General features: G+C 70.0%; 13 protein-coding genes. 2 read left to right on the plus strand and 11 right to left on the minus strand.

Features of this window, described 5'->3' with window-relative positions; all coding sequences use genetic code 11:
* Positions 1–51 precede the first annotated feature (51 nt).
* On the plus strand, positions 52–1,554 hold the full coding sequence (locus tag OOK38_RS20670) for an alpha-N-arabinofuranosidase (RefSeq protein WP_266758373.1): 1,503 nt from the start codon (positions 52–54) through the stop codon (positions 1,552–1,554).
* Here the strand turns inward: OOK38_RS20670 and OOK38_RS20675 are convergent.
* The 11 genes from OOK38_RS20675 to OOK38_RS20725 all read right to left on the minus strand — a co-directional run bounded on the left by OOK38_RS20675 (position 1,551) and on the right by OOK38_RS20725 (position 17,768).
* Entirely contained in the window at positions 1,551–4,544 is a 2,994-nt protein-coding gene (locus OOK38_RS20675; protein WP_266848657.1) for a beta-galactosidase, read from the minus strand. The two genes, OOK38_RS20670 and OOK38_RS20675, sit on opposite strands and share 4 nt — an antisense overlap.
* 288 nt (positions 4,545–4,832) lie before the next feature.
* Complete coding sequence (locus OOK38_RS20680) at positions 4,833–5,606, minus strand: intradiol ring-cleavage dioxygenase (RefSeq protein WP_266758369.1); 774 nt, start codon at positions 5,604–5,606, stop codon at positions 4,833–4,835.
* A gap of 103 nt (positions 5,607–5,709) precedes the next feature.
* A complete protein-coding gene (locus OOK38_RS20685; RefSeq protein ID WP_266758367.1) occupies positions 5,710–6,978 on the minus strand; it encodes an extracellular solute-binding protein in 1,269 nt (422 codons plus the stop codon).
* A gap of 411 nt (positions 6,979–7,389) precedes the next feature.
* Positions 7,390–9,060: a histidinol-phosphate transaminase gene (locus OOK38_RS20690; protein WP_266758365.1), complete on the minus strand. Its 1,671-nt coding sequence runs from the start codon at positions 9,058–9,060 to the stop codon at positions 7,390–7,392.
* Positions 9,061–9,241: 181 nt separating this feature from the next.
* Positions 9,242–10,387, minus strand: a complete 1,146-nt coding sequence (locus OOK38_RS20695) for an aldose epimerase family protein (protein ID WP_266758363.1) — start codon at positions 10,385–10,387, stop codon at positions 9,242–9,244.
* Between the two features lie 55 nt (positions 10,388–10,442).
* Positions 10,443–11,687, minus strand: coding sequence for a multiple monosaccharide ABC transporter permease (gene mmsB, locus OOK38_RS20700; RefSeq protein WP_266758361.1), 1,245 nt, complete (start codon positions 11,685–11,687; stop codon positions 10,443–10,445).
* Entirely contained in the window at positions 11,684–13,234 is a 1,551-nt protein-coding gene (gene mmsA / locus OOK38_RS20705) for a multiple monosaccharide ABC transporter ATP-binding protein (protein WP_266758359.1), read from the minus strand. The genes mmsB and mmsA overlap by 4 nt, the downstream gene beginning before the upstream one ends.
* A gap of 32 nt (positions 13,235–13,266) precedes the next feature.
* Positions 13,267–14,379: a multiple monosaccharide ABC transporter substrate-binding protein gene (gene chvE, locus OOK38_RS20710; RefSeq protein ID WP_353962497.1), complete on the minus strand. Its 1,113-nt coding sequence runs from the start codon at positions 14,377–14,379 to the stop codon at positions 13,267–13,269.
* Positions 14,380–14,519: 140 nt separating this feature from the next.
* Positions 14,520–15,488, minus strand: coding sequence for a hypothetical protein (locus tag OOK38_RS20715; RefSeq protein WP_266758357.1), 969 nt, complete (start codon positions 15,486–15,488; stop codon positions 14,520–14,522).
* 121 nt (positions 15,489–15,609) lie between these two features.
* A complete protein-coding gene (locus OOK38_RS20720) occupies positions 15,610–16,614 on the minus strand; it encodes a zinc-binding dehydrogenase (RefSeq protein ID WP_266758355.1) in 1,005 nt (334 codons plus the stop codon).
* Positions 16,611–17,768 (minus strand): mandelate racemase/muconate lactonizing enzyme family protein, encoded by a 1,158-nt coding sequence (locus OOK38_RS20725; RefSeq protein ID WP_266758353.1) that lies wholly within the window; start codon positions 17,766–17,768, stop codon positions 16,611–16,613. Before OOK38_RS20725 ends, OOK38_RS20720 begins: the two co-directional genes overlap by 4 nt.
* A gap of 252 nt (positions 17,769–18,020) precedes the next feature.
* On the opposite strand from OOK38_RS20725, the gene OOK38_RS20730 reads away from it, so the two are divergent.
* A complete protein-coding gene (locus tag OOK38_RS20730; protein ID WP_266758351.1) occupies positions 18,021–18,800 on the plus strand; it encodes a hypothetical protein in 780 nt (259 codons plus the stop codon).
* Positions 18,801–18,927 lie beyond the last annotated feature (127 nt).

Raw genomic sequence — 18,927 nt, forward strand, 5'->3', positions numbered from 1 at the left:
CTCATGCACACCAGTCAACGGGCAGCAGTTGCCACCCCCCGAAAGGACACCATGCGCACCGCCCGCTTCGCCCTCGACCCCGCCTTCACCATCGGTGAGGTCAACCCCCGTCTCTTCGGTTCCTTCGTCGAGCATCTCGGCCGCTGCGTCCACACCGGCATCTTCGAACCCGGCCACCCGGCCGCGGACGCCGAAGGCCTGCGCACGGACGTGCTGGAGCTGGTCCGCGAACTCGGTGTCACCGCCGTCCGCTACCCCGGCGGCAACTTCGTCTCCGGCTACAACTGGGAGGACTCGGTGGGCCCCGCCGAGGAGCGGCCCCGCAGGCTGGACCTCGCCTGGCGCTCCACCGAGTCCAACCGCTTCGGTCTCAGCGAGTACATCGGCTTCCTGAAGAAGATCGGCCCGCAGGCCGAGCCGATGATGGCCGTCAACCTCGGCACCCGGGGAGTCGTCGAAGCCCTGGAACTCCAGGAGTACGCCAACCACCCGTCCGGGACGGCCCGTTCCGACCTGCGGATCGCGCACGGCGACAAGGACCCGTTCGGCATCAGGCTGTGGTGCCTCGGCAACGAGATGGACGGCCCCTGGCAGACCGGCCACAAGACCGCCGAGGAGTACGGCCGGCTCGCCGCCGAGACCGCCCGTGCGATGCGGCAGATGGACCCGGACCTCGAACTCGTCGCGTGCGGCTCCTCCGGACAGGGCATGCCGACCTTCGCCGCCTGGGAGTCGACGGTCCTGGAGGAGACGTACGACCTCGTCGACCACATCTCCCTGCACGCCTACTACGAGGAGACCGACGGCGACCGGGACTCCTTCCTCGCCTCCGCCGTCGACACCGAGTCGTTCATCGAGAACGTGGTGGCCACCTGCGACCACGTGGGCGCCCGCCTGAAGTCGGCGAAGCGGATCAACCTCTCCTTCGACGAGTGGAACGTCTGGTACCAGAACCGGCCCAACCCGCACCCGGTCGAGGACTGGCAGGAGGCCCCGCGCCTGCTGGAGGACGTCTACAGCGTCACGGACGCGGTCGTGTTCGGCTCGCTGCTCATCGCGCTGCTGCGGCACGCGGACCGGGTGACCGTCGCCTGCCTCGCCCAGCTCGTCAACGTCATCGCGCCGATCATGACCGAGCCGGGCGGCCCGGCCTGGCGGCAGACGACGTTCTATCCGTTCGCGCAGGCCTCGGCGCACGGGCGCGGGCAGGTCCTCGACGTCCGGGTGGACTCACCGACGCACACCACCCGCAAATACGGGGAGGCGGACCTGCTGCACGCCACCGCGGTGCGCGCCGAGGACGGCTCGGTCACCGTCTTCGCCGTCAACCGCAGCCAGACCGAACCGCTGCCGCTCGAAGTCGCCCTGAACCGGATGGGGCTGACGACGGTGGTCGAGCACAGCGCGCTCGCCGACGCCGACCCGGACGCCACCAACACCCTGCACGACCAGGAGCGGGTCACCCCGCACCCGGTCGGGGGGACCACGCTCCGGGACGGCACGCTGAACGCCGTCCTGGAGCCGCTGTCCTGGAACGTGATCCGGCTGGTCTAGGACCCGCCCCGGGCGGTCGTGGGGCCGGGGGAGTCCACCGGGGTCACCGGTACTCCTCCGGCCGCGCTGCCCAGCAGTGTCAGCTCGACCCCGCCGGGGCCGGCGGGTGTGGTCCCGTCGGACAGCACGGCGAGGGCCAGTGTGTTGGGCCCCCGTGTGCGCAGCACCCCGTTCGGGAGGACGAACGTGTGCTGGGGCCCTACGTCGTTGATGTACTGGCCCATGTTCCAGCCGTTCAGGAAGATCTGGACGCGATAGGCGCGGGCCGGGTCGTCGGTCAGGGTGAGGCCGATCGAGGCGTCCACACCGCTGTCGACGGCGAGCCGGAAGCCGGTGCGGTACCAGGTGACCCCCTGCCGGCGCTCGGCGCGCGGGAAGTCGACCACCTTCCAGCCGCCGTCCGCGAACCCCGGCAGATGCCAGCCGTGCCGCTCCCCGTGCAGACCTCCGGTGTTGAGCGGTCCACGCACCGGATCGGGGGCCGCCGCACCCTGGACGCGCCAGTCGACGGCGGGAGCGGCCCCGGCGAAGGTGACGGCCGTCAGCCCCCGGGCCACCTTGTGGGAGTCGTCGGCCTTGCCGTCCTGGTCGTGCTGCATGCGCCGGACCAGGACGGACAGCACATGGGGCTGCCCGGCCCGCGGCCGGACGGGGAAGGTGGCGGTCGCCGCCCAGGTCCCCTGCCGCACGGTCTTCTTGTCCGGCACCGGCATCCGGTGCGTGCCCAGCGGCTCCCCGTCCAGCCAGGCCATCAACAGCCCTTGGGCGCCCGCGACATAGGAGAGGGACACCGACTCGGCGTCGCCCGCGTCCGTGAAGTGTCCCCGGTACCAGACGTCGCCGTAGTGGAAGCCGTAGTCGTCGGCGAACAGCACGGGCTGCCCGGCGGGCACGGGCGTGACGCTGTACGAGGACTTCTTGTCCGCGACCCGCCACGCCGTGTCGTCGTGATCGGCGGCCGACTCGGGATTCCCCTCGGACCGGCGCCAGGTGGTCAGGGCGGGCAGCCGCACCTGCGGCACACCGGCCAGCGGCTGCTCGGCCCGCAGACTCCCGGAGGTGGTGGCACGGGCCCTGAGCGTGCCGTGGTTCCAGACGAGTTCGCTCGTTCCGCGCGGCCCCCACACCTCCAGGTCCGCCGCCCGCACCGTGTCCCCGGTGAGATGGACGGTCGTGCCGCGCAGGGCGGCCGTGCGCAGCAGCGCCGGGCCGCGCACCAGTACCGGACCCGACGGGGTGTCGTACCGCCACAGCAGGCGGGAGCTCTCGTCGTCGGCGAGCAGCAGCAGGAGGGGAGCGGCGATGCCGCCGCCCTCCACCAGGATCCGGGTGATGCCGCCGAGCCGGGCGTCGATCCGCAGGACTCCGTCCCGGTAGGTGTGCCCGGCGTTCCCCTCCAGCACGGTGACCACCGGCTCGCTCGGGGACTCCAGGCAGGTGTGCGTCGACTCGCCCGCCCGGCCCGTGAACACCGCGATGTCCTGCCGCCCGGCGGTCAGCCACAGCATCGGCTGGGCGGTGGAGTACCGGAGCGTGCGCCGCCCGAGGGCGATGCCGGCGGCGAGCAGCCGGGCGTCGAGGCCGGGCACCGGCACCGCGACGGTCGTCCCCGCGAGCGGGACGGAGGCCACGGCCTCGGTGGACGAGTCGTTGCGCAGCACGTGGAAGTGCGCGTTCGTGTCCGGGTTGACCAGGTGGTACGCCTTGATGCCGAGGCCGGCACCCGTGTCGTCGACGGGGATCGCCTCGGCGCGGTCCAGTTTCGCCAGCTCGGGCACCGAGTGCAGCAGCTGGCCGATCTGGTGCATCGGGACGAGCTTCTCGGTCGGCTGCCGGGCCTCGTCGAGGGCGGCCCCGTAGTCGTACGAGGTGTAGACGATCGGCGCGGGGAGCCAGCCCCAGGACGTGCCGCCGAAGGTCATGTAGACGTTGTGGACCGTGATGCCGTTGGCGAGGTTGGTGAGGTAGAAGCGCCGCTCGTAGGCCGCGTCCCGGGTGCGGCGGGACTCCGCGTACCCCTTGCCGTCGAACTCGGCCCCGCCCCATGGATCGAACCAGCCGCCCCCGAACTCGGCGATGAAGCCCGGGGTGTCCGGGCTGGCGGTCGAGCCGCCCTTCACGCCGCCGGTGCCGAAGTGGCCCCAGTCCGGTGGTGTCTTGAAGGGGGAGGGGTAGCCGTCGAATCCGTAGAGGTAGCGCCCCCGCTCGCCGCCCGTGTCGAAGGTGCCGGGGGCCCAGTGGCCGTTCCTGCCCTTGTCGTTGTGGAAGAGCGGCACGTCGATGCCGTCCGCCCGCACCTTGGCGTAGAGGTGCGCCATGTAGTCGCGGCCCGCGGCCTCGGTCACGTGGTTGTCGTACTCGTTCTCCAGTTGGTAGAGGACGATCGTGCCGCCGCCGTCGGTGTAGAGGTGGCGGGCGGCGATGCGGTCGACGGCGGTCAGCCACGCGTCGACGTGCCGGAGATACGTCGAGTCGGAGGTGCGGGCCGTCCCCCGGGTGACGGTCAGCCAGCCGGGGAAGCCGCCCGCGTCGACCTCGGCGTTGATGTACGGGCCGGGGCGCAGGATGACGTACAGCCCGGTCTCGGCGGCGGTCCGCAGGAACAGGTCGAGGTCGCGGACCCCGGTGAAGTCGAACTGCCCGGGGGCGGGGGAGTGGTAGTTCCAGGCGACGTAGATGCTGATCGTGTTGTAGCCGTGGGCGCGCAGCTTCTGCAGGACGTCCCGCCACAGGGACGGGCTCGGCAGCCGGAAGGGGTGGATCTCCCCGGACCAGATCACCAGGCGCCTGCCGTCGATCAGCATCGAGTAGCGGTCGAAGCCCACCGTGTGCGTTCTGCCGTCGGCGGTGGGCGGTGCGGGCGCGGGCCCGGTGGGTGCGAGGGGCGCCCTGTCGGCCGCGCACGCCTCGATGCCTCCGCTGCCGCTCAGCGAGAAGCCGAGCGCGGTGGTGCCGGCGAGTGCGCTGAAGGTACGTCTGCTCAACACCATGCGGGTCCTCCCGGGGACGGCGATGGGGATTCCCCCTGCTCGGACCGAGTCCGAGAGCCCGGGGGAAGGTGCGGCCATTGTCCACAGGGTCGGGTCATTCGATGGTCATATGAGGTTCTCGGCGCGGGCGGATTACGCGGTATGGGCGGTACGCGTGGTGCGGGTGGCGCCGGAGACCGCGGCGCGGCGGGACGCCGGCGCCCGGTGGCGCGGCAGGCACCGGTCGCGGCCGGGGGCGGCCCGCGTGGTCGCGGGCCGCCTCCGGCCTCCGTGGGGGGAAGGGGAGGGTCAGCTCGACTCGACGCCGAGCGTCAGGGTGCCGGTGTATCCGGCGGAGGCGGTGCTGCCGAGGGCCGTCAGGGTGAGGAGGCCGGAGGAGGCGCCTCCGTCGTCGTAGATGGAGTCCTGGGCGAGGGTGGTGCGGGTGACCTTGTTGGTGGAGTACGGGGACACCTTGGCGATCGCCGTGGTGATCGTCTCGTTGAAGAAGAGCTGGCCGGTGTGGAGTTCCCTGCCGCCGGTGAAGGAGCCGTCGGAGGTGAGGGTGACGCCGGTGTGCACCTTGACGTGGATGTGCACGCAGCGGCCGCGGTACCAGCCGGGGTAGAGCGAGGTGATGCTCGCGACGCCGGACGCGTTCGTCAGGACGCCGCCGCGCAGGAACGTGCCGTCGTCGGGTTCGCTGTGGCCGTTGTTCCCGACGAAGCCGGAGTACTCGCCGAGTGCGTCGCAGTGCCAGATCTCCACGAGGGCGCCGGCGATCGGCGCGCAGGTGTCGTCGTCGACGACGGTGAGCGCCAGCTTGAGCGGGGCGCCCGCCTTGCCTTCGGTGACGTCGGCGCGGACGAGCTGTCCGTCGAGGTAGTAGGGGCCTTCGGTCATCTCCTTGGTGAGGGTGCAGACGGCCGCCGCGGCGGGGGTCGCGTCCGCCGCGTCGGTGCCGGGGGCGGCGGGCACCGCCGCGCCCACGGCCAGTGCCGCGGCCGTGGCACCCGTGGCGATCAGTACGGTGCGGCGCCCGACAGGCGCCTCTGACATGTCTTTCGAGGGGGAATCTGTCATGGACACGGCACCGTAGAAGTGGATGCTGTCGGTGGGCTGTCAGTTCCGCAAAGTGACAGCACGTCAAGTTCCTTGTTGGACAGGTTGCGTGGTCGCCCTCGGTTCAGCGGGCCGTCTTCGCGATCGACGTCAGGACCGCCCTCGGATCGCCGCCCGGTGCGACGGCCGCGCCGATCTTCGACCGGATCGTGGCCGCCACCCGCGACCAGCTCGTCTCGGAGAGCGGATACAGGCTCATGTTGCCCAGGGCGTCGAGGCCGTTCCAGAGCTTGCGGTGGCGGCCGTCGGCGCGCATGCGGGAGCTCACCGACTCGGTGACCGGGAGCAGCTGGTACTCGGCGGCCTGCTCGCCGACGTACTTGTCGCCGTACAGGAAGTCGAGGAACGCGCCGGTCAGTTCGCGGTGGCCGCCCTGCTTGAAGGCGGTGATCCAGTCGGCCGTGCCCATGGTCGGCACGGTCTTGCCGGTCCTGCTCGGCAGGTCGACGGTGCCGTAGGACACATGCGTCGAGGAGTCCTCTATCTGCCGCATCAGGGAGAGCGGGGCGTTCACCATGGCGGCCTCGCCGTCGATGAAGGCGCTCATCGCCGCGCCCCGGTCGAGCCTGCCGGGCGCGACCGGGCCCGTGAGGCCCGGCTCGACCAGTTTCGACCTGAGCCAGGTGAGGGTCGCGACGTTGGCGTCGGAGGCGAGGTCGTAGCCGCCGCCGGGGTTGGTGTAGCCGCCCTCTCCCGCCAGCAGCCACCCCAGGGTCTCGGCCTCCGCCTCCTCGGGCCCCAGCGGAAGCGCGATCGGGTACTTCACGCCCTGGGCCTTCAGCACCCGCGCGTCGACCAGGAGTTCCTGCCAGGTCGTCGGCGGTTCGAGGCCGGCCTGCCGGAACAGGCCCTTGTTGTAGTAGAGCAGCCGGGTGCTCGCGGTGAACGGCAGCGCGTACTGGGTGCCCGCCACCTCGCCCGCCTGGGCGAGGCTCCGTACGAACCCGGCCTGGACGGGGATCGAGAGCAGCTCCTCGGCGGAGTACAGCTGCCCGGCGGCCGCGTACTCGGCGAAGCTGCCGGTCTGTACGACGTCGGGCGCCTTGCCCCGCTTCACCAGCGCGGCGACCTTCGCGTCCACGGTGTCGGCCGGGTAGACCGTCGTCACCACCCGCACGTCCGGGTGGGCGGCCTGGAAGGCGAGCCCGACCCGGTCCCAGTAGCCCTGCGAGTTCTTGTGGACGCTGTCGCCGTAGTTGGTCGCCACGACGGTCAGGGTGGTGGTCTTCGCGTCCTTCGTCCCCGACCCCGCGCCGCAGCCGCCCGCGCCCGCCGTGAGCCCGAACGCGGCGATCATCGTCATCATGATCCGAGCACTGCGACGCACGGCCATCACTCCTGTTCCAGCCATTCTTGACGCGCGTAGACGAAGAGCGTCGATCGTAGGCCGGGCGGCGGGCGGCGCACAGGGCCGCGACGGTTGCGTTTTGGTTCCGGCGGTGTGTCGGCGGTGGCGCGAGATCACCGGGCTGTGACGGAGGGCGGGGACGCGTGTACCGCAAACGCGTCCGCGCTTCGATTCCGCCGGCCGTCCGACGTCGTGTCCGGTGCCGGTGCCGGTGCCGGTGCCGGTGCCGGTGTCCGTGGCGCCGTGCGCCAGGCCCGTGCGGCGCCGGACACGTGGATCCTCCGGCGCCGGGCGCGGGGTCACCGTCGCCCCGCCCGCGCCGTCGGACACGGATGGCTCCCGGCGGCCGGCCCATGGCCGGTCGTCGGGTGTCCGCCCGCTGATGTGAGTGGCCTGCTAACCGGCCTGGTTGTACAGCATCGCGCCCACGGCTCCCCAGCCGCCGTCCGACTGGGGCGGCGGTGGCTCCGGCTGGGTTCTGCCCCTGACCTGGGCCGCCGTCAGGCCGCCCTGAGCGCCCAGGGAGGCGGCGCTGGCCATGCCGGGCATCCCCGTCTGGGCGGCCGGCTGGAGACCCGCCGACTGGGCCGGGGCGGGCATGGCCGCCGGGGGCATCTGCGCGGGCATCGCACCCGGACCCTGGGCCGCGGCAGGCCAGGCGGTGGGCTGCGGAGGAGCGGGATAGCCAGGGGCCGCCGCGGGCTGCTGCGGGGCGGAGTAGCTCGCGGCCGCCACGGGCTGCTGAGCGGGGTAGTTCGCGGCGGGCTGACCGGACGGCAGGGGCTGGGGGGCGGGCGGGGCCTGCACCTGCGCGGGCTGTCCGGGCCAGGCGTTGGCCTGGGCGGCCAGTCCCTGCATGCCGGCTCCGTTGGTCGCGCCGACGAGCCGGTCCACCGCCGCCGTACCCGAGCTGTAGCCGGTCCCTTGGCTCAGCTCGGGTACGGCGGTTCCCCTCCTGGACCCGTAGAGCACCTGCTCCAGGCCGGACACCAGGCGACGCACGTCCGTCTGGGGGCGCACCACGAGTCTCAGGAAGCGGCTGGACGAACCGACCTTGTTGCCGCACTCGCGGACCAGGATGCGGTGCTCGGTGAGCAGCCGGTCCCGGACCACGGTGCCTTCGGCGCCGACGGGGAGGCGTACGAACAGGAAGTTGCCCTGTGAGGGGTAGATCGTCAGGCCGGGCAGCGCGGAGAGCTGGCGAGCCATGTCGAGCCGGTCGCGGCGGACCATGTGCAGGCTCTCCATGTACTCCTTGCCGTGGTTCTTGAGCATGAACACCACGGTCTCCGCGAAGGAGTTGAGGTTCCACTTCGGCAGCATCGAACGGACCTTGCCCGCGAGCGAGGGGTTGGCGACCATGTAGCCGAAGCGGATGCCGTGCAGGCCGAAGTTCTTGCCGAGGCTGCGCAGCACGATGACGTTGGGCCGCATCACGGCGTCCTCGACCACGCTCGGCTCCGACTCGGCGTCGGCGAACTCCAGGAAGGACTCGTCGATGATGACCAGGTCCAGGTCGGCCATCGCGTCCATGAACTGGATGAGGGACTGGCGCGGCAGGAAGCCGCCGTCGGGGTTGTTCGGGTTGCAGATGACGGCGACCTTGGTGCCGCGGGCGCGGATGAACTTGGCGTACGCGGCGAGGTCGAGGGCGAAGCCGGTGGACTCCTGGAGCGGGAACATGTCGACCCGCTTGCCGGTCTCCATCGGCTGGTCGGTCCAGCGGCCGAACGTGGGGACGGGTATCGCGAGGGACTCACGGACCAGCAAGTGATCGATCCATGTGATCAGTTCGGTGGAACCGTTGCCCATCGCGACGCACTGCGGCGGAAGTTGGAGCAGCGAGCACAGCTCACTGGTGATCGTGTCGGCGCTGCTCGGGTAGTACGTGATGATCTCGCGCAACCGGCCCGCGAGTTCGTCGAACATCGCGGGGGTGGGGAAGTACGGGTTGCACGGAATACAGAAATCCACGGGCCCGGCTCCGTCGCCCTCCCGCGTCAGTGCGGCCATCGACGGGCTGTGCGCCGCGGTGCCGCGAAAGAGCGAGGTGACATTGCCGGCCATGGAACCTCCGTATGGGCGGGCCCGCTGGGGAGGACGGGCCCTCCGTCTTTGGGTGGCCCGTGCGGGGGAGCACGGGCCGCCCTCTCATACGGATACGGATGTGTCGCTGTTCAACCGCTGCGAAATCGTGCGGACTTTGTGAACCGGCTGTGAAGCCCGGTCACGCGCCGCTCGGTTCCGGTCACGCACCGAACGAGTGCACCGTGGTGGTCCGGTAGATCTGTCCGGGCCGCAGCACCGTCGAGGGGAACGACGGATGGTTCGGGGAGTCCGGGAAGTGCTGGGTCTCCAGGCACAGGGCGTCGCCCTGGCGGTAGATGTGACCGCCGGTGCCGACCAGGGTGCCGTCCAGGAAGTTGCCCGAGTAGAACTGCAGGCCGGGCTCGGTCGTCGCGATCTTCAGGGTGCGCCCGGAGGAGGGGTCGCGGAGCGTCGCGACCTGCTGGGGCTTCGCCGTGATGCCCTTGTCGAGGGCCCAGTTGTGGTCGATGCCCTTGCCGTACAGAAGCTGCTGGTGGGCGACCCGGATGTCCTTGCCGACGGTCTTCGTCCGGCGGAAGTCGAAGGGGGTGCCGGCGACCCTGGCCAGTTCACCGGTCGGGATCAGACCCGAGTCGACGGGGGTGTAGCGGGCGGCCGCGATCTCCAGCTCATGGTCGTAGATCGAGCCGCTGCCCTCACCGGCGAGGTTCCAGTAGACGTGGCTGGTGAGGTTGACGACGGTGGCCTTGTCGGTGGTGGCCTCGTAGTCGACGCGCCAGTCGCCGTGCCTGGTCAGGGTGTAGGTGACCTTCGTCCTGAGCGTGCCCGGGTAACCCATCTCGCCGTCGATGCTCGTGTAGTGCAGGACGAGTCCGACGTCGGAGCCGGACGTGAAACCCTCCACGTCCCAGACGCGCTTGTCGAAGCCCTTCGCGCCGCCGTGCAGGCTGTTGACGCCGTCGTTGACGGAGAGCTGGTGACTCTTGCCGTCCAGGGTGAACTGCCCCTTGGCGATCCGGTTGCCGTACCGGCCGATCAGCGCGCCGAAGTACGGGCTGGAGGCGACGTAGTCGTCGATGTTGTCGAAGCCCAGCGAGACGTTCTTGTACCTGCCGTGCCGGTCGGGGATCTCCAGGGACTGGACGATCCCGCCGTACGACAGGACCTTGAGCCGTGTCCCGCCGTTCTCCAGCGACCACCGGTGGACCTTCGTCCCGTCGGTGAGCCTGCCGAAGAGCTCCTTCTCGGGCTTCCTGCCGCCCGAGGCGTGCGCCGTGCCGATGGTGGCCGCGGTTAATCCCGCTGCCGCCGCCGCTGCTATGACCGTACGTCTGCTCGTGTCCATTTTGCGGCTCCTGCCCCATGGAGGGGCCCCGCCTTCCGGCGGGGCCCCGGCTGACTTACGAACCGACCTTGCGCTTGTTCCACACGTCGAAGCCGACCGCTGCCAGCAGGACGAGACCCTTGATGACCTGCTGGTAGTCGCTGCCGATGCCGACGAGGTTCATACCGTTGTTCAGCACGCCCAGGACGAGACCACCGATGATCGCGCCGAGGACCGTGCCCACGCCGCCGCTCATCGACGCACCGCCGATGAAGGAGGCCGCGATGGCTTCGAGTTCGAAGTTCAGGCCCGCCTTCGGGGAGGCCGCGTTGAAGCGGGCCGCGAAGACCAGGCCCGCGAGTGCGGCGAGCATGCCCATGTTGAGGAAGACCAGGAAGGTGACCTTCTTGTCCTTCACACCCGACAGCTTGGCCGCCGGAAGGTTGCCGCCGATCGCGTAGATGTGCCGGCCGATGACCGCGTTGCGCATCAGGTAGCCGAAGCCGGCGACCAGGACCCCGAGGATCAGCAGGACCACCGGAGCACCCTTGTAGCTGGCGAGCAGCATGGTGACGGTGAGCACGGCGGCGACCAGCGCGACGAGCTTGAGCAGGAAGAGGTTCTTCGGCAGGACGTCGAGCGAGAACTCCTGCTGCCGCTTGCGGTCGCGGACCTCCTGGAACACCACGAACGCGACCAGGCCGAGGCCGAGCAGCAGCGTGAGGTTGTGGTAGTTGGTGGTGGGTCCGACCTCGGGCAGGAAGCTGTTGGCGACCTTCTGCAGGCCCTCGGGGAACGGGCCGATCGTCTGGCCCTCGAGGAAGATCTCCGTCAGACCGCGGAAGGTCAGCATGCCCGCCAGGGTCACGATGAACGACGGTATGCCGGCATACGCGATGAGGAAGCCCTGCGCCGCACCCGCCAGCGCGCCCATGGCCAGGCACAGCACCACGGCTATGGGCCACGGTATGTCGTGGTTGACCATCAGCACGGCTCCCACCGCGCCGACGAACGCCGTCAGCGAGCCGACCGACAGGTCGATGTGGCCCGCGATGATGACGAGCATCATGCCGATCGCGAGGATCAGGATGTAGCTGTTCTGCAGCACCAGGTTGGAGACGTTGCGCGGCAGCAGCAGGTCGCCGCCGGTCCACACGGCGAACAGCACCACGATCAGGCCGAGGGCGAACAGCATGCCGTACTGCCGCATGTTGCGGCGCATGCCGTTCAGCATCAGCTGAAGCAGGTTCTCTCCCGTGTCCGGGCCGCTCTTGCCGGCCGGCGCCGGGGCCGGCGTCTTGGCGGTCACATCCGTGCTCATCGGGTTACCTCTTTGTCCTTCGTCATCTGGCGCATCAGCGTTTCCTGCGAGGCCTCCGCCCGCGAGAACTCACCCGTCAGCCGTCCTGCGGCCATCGTGTAGATGCGGTCGCACATACCGAGCAGCTCCGGCAGCTCGGAGGAGATGAAGACGACCGCCTTGCCCTCGGCCGCCAGCTTGTCGATGACCGTGTAGATCTCGAACTTGGCGCCCACGTCGATCCCGCGGGTCGGCTCGTCGAGGATCAGCACCTCGGGCCCCGCGAAGATCCACTTGCTGAGGACGACCTTCTGCTGGTTGCCGCCGGACAGCTTGCCCACCGGCTCGAAGACGGTCGGCGCCTTGATGTTCATGGAGGTGCGGAAGCCCTCGGAGACCTGCCGCTCCTCGTGCTCGTCGACCACACCGCGCTTCGCGACCTTGTTCAGGGCACTGAGCGTGATGTTGCGGTTGATGGTGTCGATGAGGTTGAGCCCGTAGTGCTTGCGGTCCTCGGTGACGTACGCGATCCCGTGCTTGACCGCTTCGGACACGGACTTCGTACGGATCTCGTTGCCGTCCCTGACCACCGTGCCGCCCGCGTACCGGCCGTAGGAGCGCCCGAAGACGCTCATCGCCAGTTCGGTACGGCCGGCGCCCATGAGTCCCGCGATGCCGACGATCTCGCCGCGCCGCACGGAGATCGACACGTCGTCGACCACCTTGCGCTGCTGGTCGATCGGGTGGAACACGGTCCAGTCGCGGATCTCCAGGGCGGGAGCGGCGCCCGCCTCCGGCTCGTGCGGCGTCCGCTCCGGGAAGCGGTGCTCGAGGTCGCGGCCGACCATGCCGCTGATGATCCGGTCCTCGGTGGTCTCCGGGGCCTTCACGTCGAGCGTCTCGATCGTCCGCCCGTCGCGCAGGATGGTCACCGAGTCCGCGACCCGTTCGATCTCGTTCAGCTTGTGGGAGATGATGATCGAGGTGATGCCCTGGGCCTTCAGCTCCAGGATGAGATCGAGGAGTTTGCCGCTGTCCTCGTCGTTCAGGGCGGCCGTCGGCTCATCCAGGATGAGCAGCTTCACCTTCTTCGACAGCGCCTTCGCGATCTCGACGAGCTGCTGCTTGCCCACGCCGATGTCGGCGACGCGGGTCTGCGGGTTCTCGTCGAGCCCGACCCGCCGCAGCAGCTCGGCGGCGTGCCGCAGCGTCTCGGGCCAGCTGATGAGCCCGCGCGTGGCGTGCTCGTTGCCGAGGAAGATGTTCTCCGCGATGGAGAGGTAGGGCACCAGGGCCAGTTCCTGGTGGATGATCACGATGCCGTGATGCTCACTGGCCCTGATGTCCTTGAAGGAGCAGACCTCCCCCTCGAAGAGGATGTCCCCCTCGTAACTGCCGCTCGGGTGAACGCCGGAGAGGACCTTCATGAGGGTCGACTTGCCGGCGCCGTTCTCGCCGCAGATGGCGTGGACCTCGCCCTGCTGGACGGTCAGAGTGACGTCCGAGAGCGCCTTGACACCGGGAAAGGTCTTGACGATCGAGCGCATTTCCAGGACGGGTCCCGCCATGGTCGTGCCTTCCAATCACTAGGGGGTGGCGGTTACTTGAGGTCGCTGTCCTTGTAGTAGCCCGTGGCGACGAGCTCCTTCTCGTAGTTGCTCTTGTCGACGCTGACCGGCTGCAGCAGGTAGGCGGGGATCACCTTGGTGCCGTTGTCGTACGTCTTGTCGTCGTTGATCTCGGGCTTCTTGCCCTTGAGCGCGGCGTCGACCATGTTCCCGGCGACCTTCGCGAGCTGGCGGGTGTCCTTGTAGACGGTCATCGTCTGCTCGTCCGCGATGATCGACTTCACCGACGCGAGCTCGGCGTCCTGGCCGGTGACGACCGGCAGCGGCTTGCTCTTGGAGCCGTAGTCGTCCGACTTCAGCGCGGAGAGGATGCCGATGGAGATGCCGTCGTAGGGCGAGAGCACGGCGTCGACCCGGGCGCTCTTGTACGAGGAGGTCAGGATGTCGTCCATGCGCTTCTGGGCGGTGCCGCCGTCCCAGCGCAGGGTGGTGACCTGGTTCAGCGCGGTCTGGCCGGACTTGACGACGAGCTGCTTCTTGTCGATGTACGGCTGCAGGACCTTCATCGCGCCGCCGAAGAAGTACTTCGTGTTGTTGTCGTCGTTCGAGCCGGCGAAGAGCTCGACGTTGAACGGGCCCTTCTTGGAGCCGTCCGCGAGACCGAGCTTCTGCAGGATGTAGTTGCCCTGGAGCTCGCCGACCTTCGAGTTGTCGAAGGACGCGTAGTAGTCGACGTTCTTCGTGCCGAGGATCAGGCGGTCGTAGGAGATGACCGGGATCTTCGCGTCGGCGGCCTGCTGGAGCACGTTGTTCATCGACTTGTTGTCGATGGCCGCGATGATCAGGGCCTTCACACCCTGCGTGATCATGTTCTCGATCTGCGAGACCTGCTGGTCCGGGTCGTCCTCACCGAACGCGAGCTTGGTCTTGTAGCCCTTGGCCTCAAGGTCCTTGACCACGTTGTTGCCGTCGCCGATCCAGCGCTCGGAGGACTTCGTCGGCATCGAGATGCCGATCGTGGCGCCCTTGGTGTCCCCCGACTTGTCCTTGCTGCCGCCGTCGCTGTTCTGGCCGCAGGCGGACAGGGCGAGGGCGAGGGAGGCTGCTCCGGCTATGGCGGTGAGGGCGGCTCTGCGGTTACGCATGATCATCATCCTTGATGTCTTGGACCGGGCTCGGTCTCGCGGAACTCGAACGCTCCGGGAGGGTGGAGAGGGAAGGCTGAGAAGGTGTGTTGGATTGTGCGCGACTGTGTCGGCTTGTGTGAAGGGGGTTTGTGCGAACGTTATGAGGGAGTGTCGAACCGTGTGAGCGCCCCGGGCAGGCGGCTGCCGAGCGGCGCCATGTCGCCGTCCGCTCCGTGCCGCGCGAGGAGGTCCAGGGCGAGCCGGCCGCGCCGCACTCTCTCCCGGGCCGTGCTCAGGGTCAGGTCCCGCAGATGGTGGCCGTACGGGTATATCCCGGGGGTCTTGGACAGCCCGAACTTCAGATAGAGCGGTGCGCCGCGCCTGATCAGCTCGGCGACCTCGTACATCCGCACGTACCCGCCGAGATCGTCGGGGGCCTCGATGTACATGTCCATGGGGGCGGCGGAGACCCGCCGGATCTCGGTGAGGTGATCGAGCGTCAGATCGCTCGGCACGTTCACCGAGTCGGCGCCGAGGTTCTCGTACACGGCGTACGAGGCCGGATTGACCGGACCGATCAGCGCCGAGACCTTGAGGGTGGTGTCGGCCGGGATGATCCCGGTGGCCCGTGCCCGGTGCAGCGTCCACAGCACGCCCTCGTCCGCGACGAGCAGGCACTTGACGCCCAGCTCCGTCGCCCGGACGGCGTCCTCGACACAGCCGGCCACCGCGTCGTGGCCGCGGGCGCGCAGCCCGCCGCCGCGCGAGTCGGTACGGACCGAGGCGCCGATGTCCCAGGTGCCGCGCGGGCCGGTGAACAGGCAGAGCTCGATGTCGCGTTCACCGGTGGCCTCGACCATCTCGGTGATCTCGGCGTCGGTCAGCATCCAGACACCGCTGCCCTGACTGATCCGGTGGATCGGCACGTCGAGCCGCGAGGACTCCTTGAGGACCACGGCGAGCGCCTCGGGCCCCTCCACGGAGGGAACCTCGGTGCGCCAGCGACCGCCTCCGGGGAAGGTGTGCGGCGAGGCGTCGGCGGGGGAGAGGGCGGGCGCGCCCAGGCCGAGCGCGGCGAGTGCCTGCTCACCGGGTCGACGGGCTGCCTTAGGGGAGGCGTCGGTCACGAGCTGTCCTTCATGTTCGATATTTCGGGCAAGGTTCGCGGCTATGGGTGTGCGGGGGCCCGGAGTACGCCGGTACGGAGCCGTCAGGGATCCCCGTACCGGCGTACGGCTCGGGTGGCGGTCACGGCTTCAGCAGGACCTTTCCGACCTTGGGATCACCGGACCCCACCAGCTCGATGGCCTCCGCGAAGGAGGCGAGCGGCAGCTCGTGCGTCACCAGCGGCGACGGGTTCAGCAGACCGGCCCCGAACACCCGCACCGTGTGCGCCCAGGCCTCCGGCGGCGCCCCGAACACGGTGTGCACCTCCAGCTGCCGTACGACGAGATCGGTCGGGTCGAGCCCCTCGGCGCCCGGCGCCGGGATCCCCGTGAGGACCAGGCGTCCGCCGCGCCGCAGCAGGGAGGCGGCGGTGCGCGCGGCGGACGCGGACCCGGCGGTCTCGATCACGACGTCGAAGTCGTCGGGCAGTTCCTGGTCCCTGGTACGGAAGTCGGTGGCGCCGAAGTCCTTCGACAGCGCGGCCCGGTCCGGGCGGGTGCCGACCACGAGCAGTTCGGCCGGGGAACCCGCCTTCAGGAACTGCACGGCGAACATGCCGAGCGTTCCGGTGCCCACCACGGCCACGCGCTCCCCGGGCCGCGCGTTCGCCTTGAGCGCGGCGGCCGCGATGCAGGCGGCCGGTTCGAGCAGGGCGGCGGCGGTCAGATCGGCGTCGTCGGGCAGGACGTGGAGCAGTCGCGCCGGGAGCGTCAGCGTGCTCGCCATCGCGCCGGGCTGGGTGAAGCCGGTCTCCTCGTACCCGGCCGTGCACAACGTTGTCTCGCCCGCGTGGCAACGGTCGCAGACCTGGCAGTTGCGGAAGCCCTCACCGACGACCTTGCGGCCGACCAGCGTCCCGGGGACACCGGCGCCGACCTCCTCGACGGTCCCGGACCACTCGTGACCCGGGGTCAGGGGGTAGCGGACGTACCCCTCGGGCCGGTTGCCCTGGTAGACCTCGCGGTCGCTGCCGCAGATGCCGACCGCGTGCACCCGCACGAGCGCCTCGCCCGCCGACGGCCGCCGCGGCTCGTGCGCGGTCAGCCGGTGCTCGCCCGGCCCCTCGACGACGACCGCGGTGCTCACTGGGCCCCCTTGGGCTTGCGCTGCTCCCAGCCGTCGGCCCACAGGTCGAACCGCGCCTGCTGCTGCGGGAACTCGGCCGCCGCGTCGACGTCCAGCTCGACGCCGAGACCGGGCTCGTGGGACAGCTGGAAGTAGCCGTCGACGACCTGCGGGGCGCCCTTCACGACCTTCTTGATCTCCGCGTCCGCGAAGTCGTTGAAGTGCTCCAGGATCTTGAAGTTCGGCGAGGTGAAGCCGACCTGGAGGGAGGCGGCGGTCAGGACCGGGCCGCCGACGTTGTGCGGCGCGACCAGGACGTAGTGGGCCTCAGCGGTGGCGGCGAGCTTCCGGGTCTCCCAGATGCCGCCGATGTGGCCGACGTCGGGCTGGATGATGTCGACCGCCTGGCTCTCGAAGAGCTCGCGGAACTCGATGCGGTCGTGGATCCGCTCACCCGTGGCGACCGGGATGTCGACCTTGGCGGCCACCTTCTCCAGCGCCTTGAGGTTCTCCGGCGGCACCGGCTCCTCCAGCCACGCGGGCTTGAAGGGTGCGAGCTCGTGGGCGAGCCGGACGGCGGTGGACGGCGAGAAGCGGCCGTGCATCTCCAGCATCAGCTCGGTGTCGGGCCCGATCGCGTCGCGCACCGCCTCGATGAGCGACACCGAGTAGAGAGTGGCCTCGTGGTCGAGCTCGAAGTGGCCGGTGCCGAAGGGGTCGATCTTGAGGGCCTTGTAGCCCCGCGCGACGACCTCCTGCGCGGCCTTGTGGTAGGCCTCCGGTGTCCGTTCGGTGGTGTACCACCCGTTGGCGTACGCCTTGACCTTGTCGGTCACCTTGCCGCCGAGAAGCTGCCAGACCGGCACCCCGAGCGCCTTGCCCTTGATGTCCCAGCAGGCCATCTCGATGACCGCGATGCCGGACATCACGATCTCGCCGGCGCGCCCGTAGTCGCCGTACTTCATCCGGCGGACCAGGTCCTCGACAGCGAACGGGTCCGAGCCGAGAATATGGTTGGCCTGCGCCTCGTGCAGATAGCCGATGAGCGCGTCGGTGTGGCCCAGCATGCGAGTCTCGCCGACTCCGGTGATGCCCTCGTCGGTGTGCACCTGGACGTAGGTCAGGTTCCGCCAGGGTGTCCCGACCACGTGTGTGGTGATTCCCGTGATGCGCACGGCAGATGCCCCCTGTGCTTCAGCTCTGTTCGAAATTTCGTCACACGTTCGAAATGCTGGCGTGACAGTAAGGACGCGGCCCCGCGAGTGTCAATGGGTCGGGCGCATAACGGTTTCGATGAGATGGGCGCAGGATGGCGGGGAATGTTCGGGGGTGTCTCTATCTGCCGTACCGGAACCTGGGATTCCGCACAGAACATTCACAACTGCGCCTAGGAACGTTACCCGCGGCGAACTTAGTCTTCCCGCGTCATGGACTACTGCCACGTGTGCCGCAGGCACCTCAACGGCGCCCTCGCCTGTCCTGGGTGCGGCACTCCGGTCGAAGAACTCGACGCGGATGCGGAGGACACCGACGCGCGCCCCGAGGCGGGCGCCGACGCCGACGCGTACGACGGCGGGGGCGACGGCGGGGACGACGACGAGGTGCGCTCCGGACGGGCCGCCGACCGGCGGCGTGGCCGGAACCGCGACCGGGACGCCGGGAGCCCGGGCGGCCCGCAGGGCCCGGCGGCTCCGGCCGGCACCAGCCGGCGCGACCGCAAGGCCGCCGCGCACCGCCGGCGCCGTCGCCGCACCCTGTTCGTCGCGGTGGGCTTCGTCCTCGCGGCCGCCGGTCTGAGTCTCGCCGAACTCGGCGTCGACGCACCCGGGTTGGGCCCCAGTCCCGCCGTGGCCGGAGGCGAGTCGCCGGACGGTTCCGCCTCGGCGAAGGCGACCGCCCACGTGAAGAAGAACCCGTCCGACCGCGGCAGCGCGTCGGCCGACGGTACGCCCGACGCCTCGGCGTCGCCCTCCGGTTCCGCCTCCGCCTCCCCCTCCGTGTCAGCCTCGGCGACGAGCGAGAAGAGTGCCGGCGGCGAACGGTCGGCGACCGCGGGTACGCTCCCGGGCCACTTCACCTCGGCCCCGGCGGTCTCCTCTCCTCCCCGGACGTCGGCACCCGCCACAGCGGCACCGACGACCTCGGCCCCCGGATCGGACCCCTCACCGTCGGAGACGTGCGACCGCTTCCTGTGGTGGTGCAGCTGACGCCCGCCGTCGTACGCCGGGGCCCGCACCGGCCCCGGTACGGCAACGGCGAGGCGACACCGGGCTCTTGAGGCGGTCGCGCGACGGTCCGCGTTCCGGGACATCCCCGGCGATTCCACCCGCCGTC

The organism is Streptomyces sp. NBC_00568 (assembly GCF_026341855.1).
Lineage (GTDB): Bacteria > Actinomycetota > Actinomycetes > Streptomycetales > Streptomycetaceae > Streptomyces.

Excerpts from the sequence above, each read along its gene's own strand:
- mmsA (WP_266758359.1), bottom strand. The coding sequence starts at position 13,234 with ATGGCGGGACCCGTCCTGGAAATGCGCTCGATCGTCAAGACCTTTCCC.
- OOK38_RS20675 (WP_266848657.1), bottom strand. The coding sequence starts at position 4,544 with ATGGTGTTGAGCAGACGTACCTTCAGCGCACTCGCCGGCACCACCGCG.
- OOK38_RS20670 (WP_266758373.1), top strand. The coding sequence starts at position 52 with ATGCGCACCGCCCGCTTCGCCCTCGACCCCGCCTTCACCATCGGTGAG.
- OOK38_RS20680 (WP_266758369.1), bottom strand. The coding sequence starts at position 5,606 with ATGACAGATTCCCCCTCGAAAGACATGTCAGAGGCGCCTGTCGGGCGC.
- OOK38_RS20730 (WP_266758351.1), top strand. The coding sequence starts at position 18,021 with ATGGACTACTGCCACGTGTGCCGCAGGCACCTCAACGGCGCCCTCGCC.
- OOK38_RS20690 (WP_266758365.1), bottom strand. The coding sequence starts at position 9,060 with ATGGCCGGCAATGTCACCTCGCTCTTTCGCGGCACCGCGGCGCACAGC.
- mmsB (WP_266758361.1), bottom strand. The coding sequence starts at position 11,687 with ATGAGCACGGATGTGACCGCCAAGACGCCGGCCCCGGCGCCGGCCGGC.
- chvE (WP_353962497.1), bottom strand. The coding sequence starts at position 14,379 with ATGCGTAACCGCAGAGCCGCCCTCACCGCCATAGCCGGAGCAGCCTCC.
- OOK38_RS20685 (WP_266758367.1), bottom strand. The coding sequence starts at position 6,978 with ATGGCCGTGCGTCGCAGTGCTCGGATCATGATGACGATGATCGCCGCG.
- OOK38_RS20695 (WP_266758363.1), bottom strand. The coding sequence starts at position 10,387 with ATGGACACGAGCAGACGTACGGTCATAGCAGCGGCGGCGGCAGCGGGA.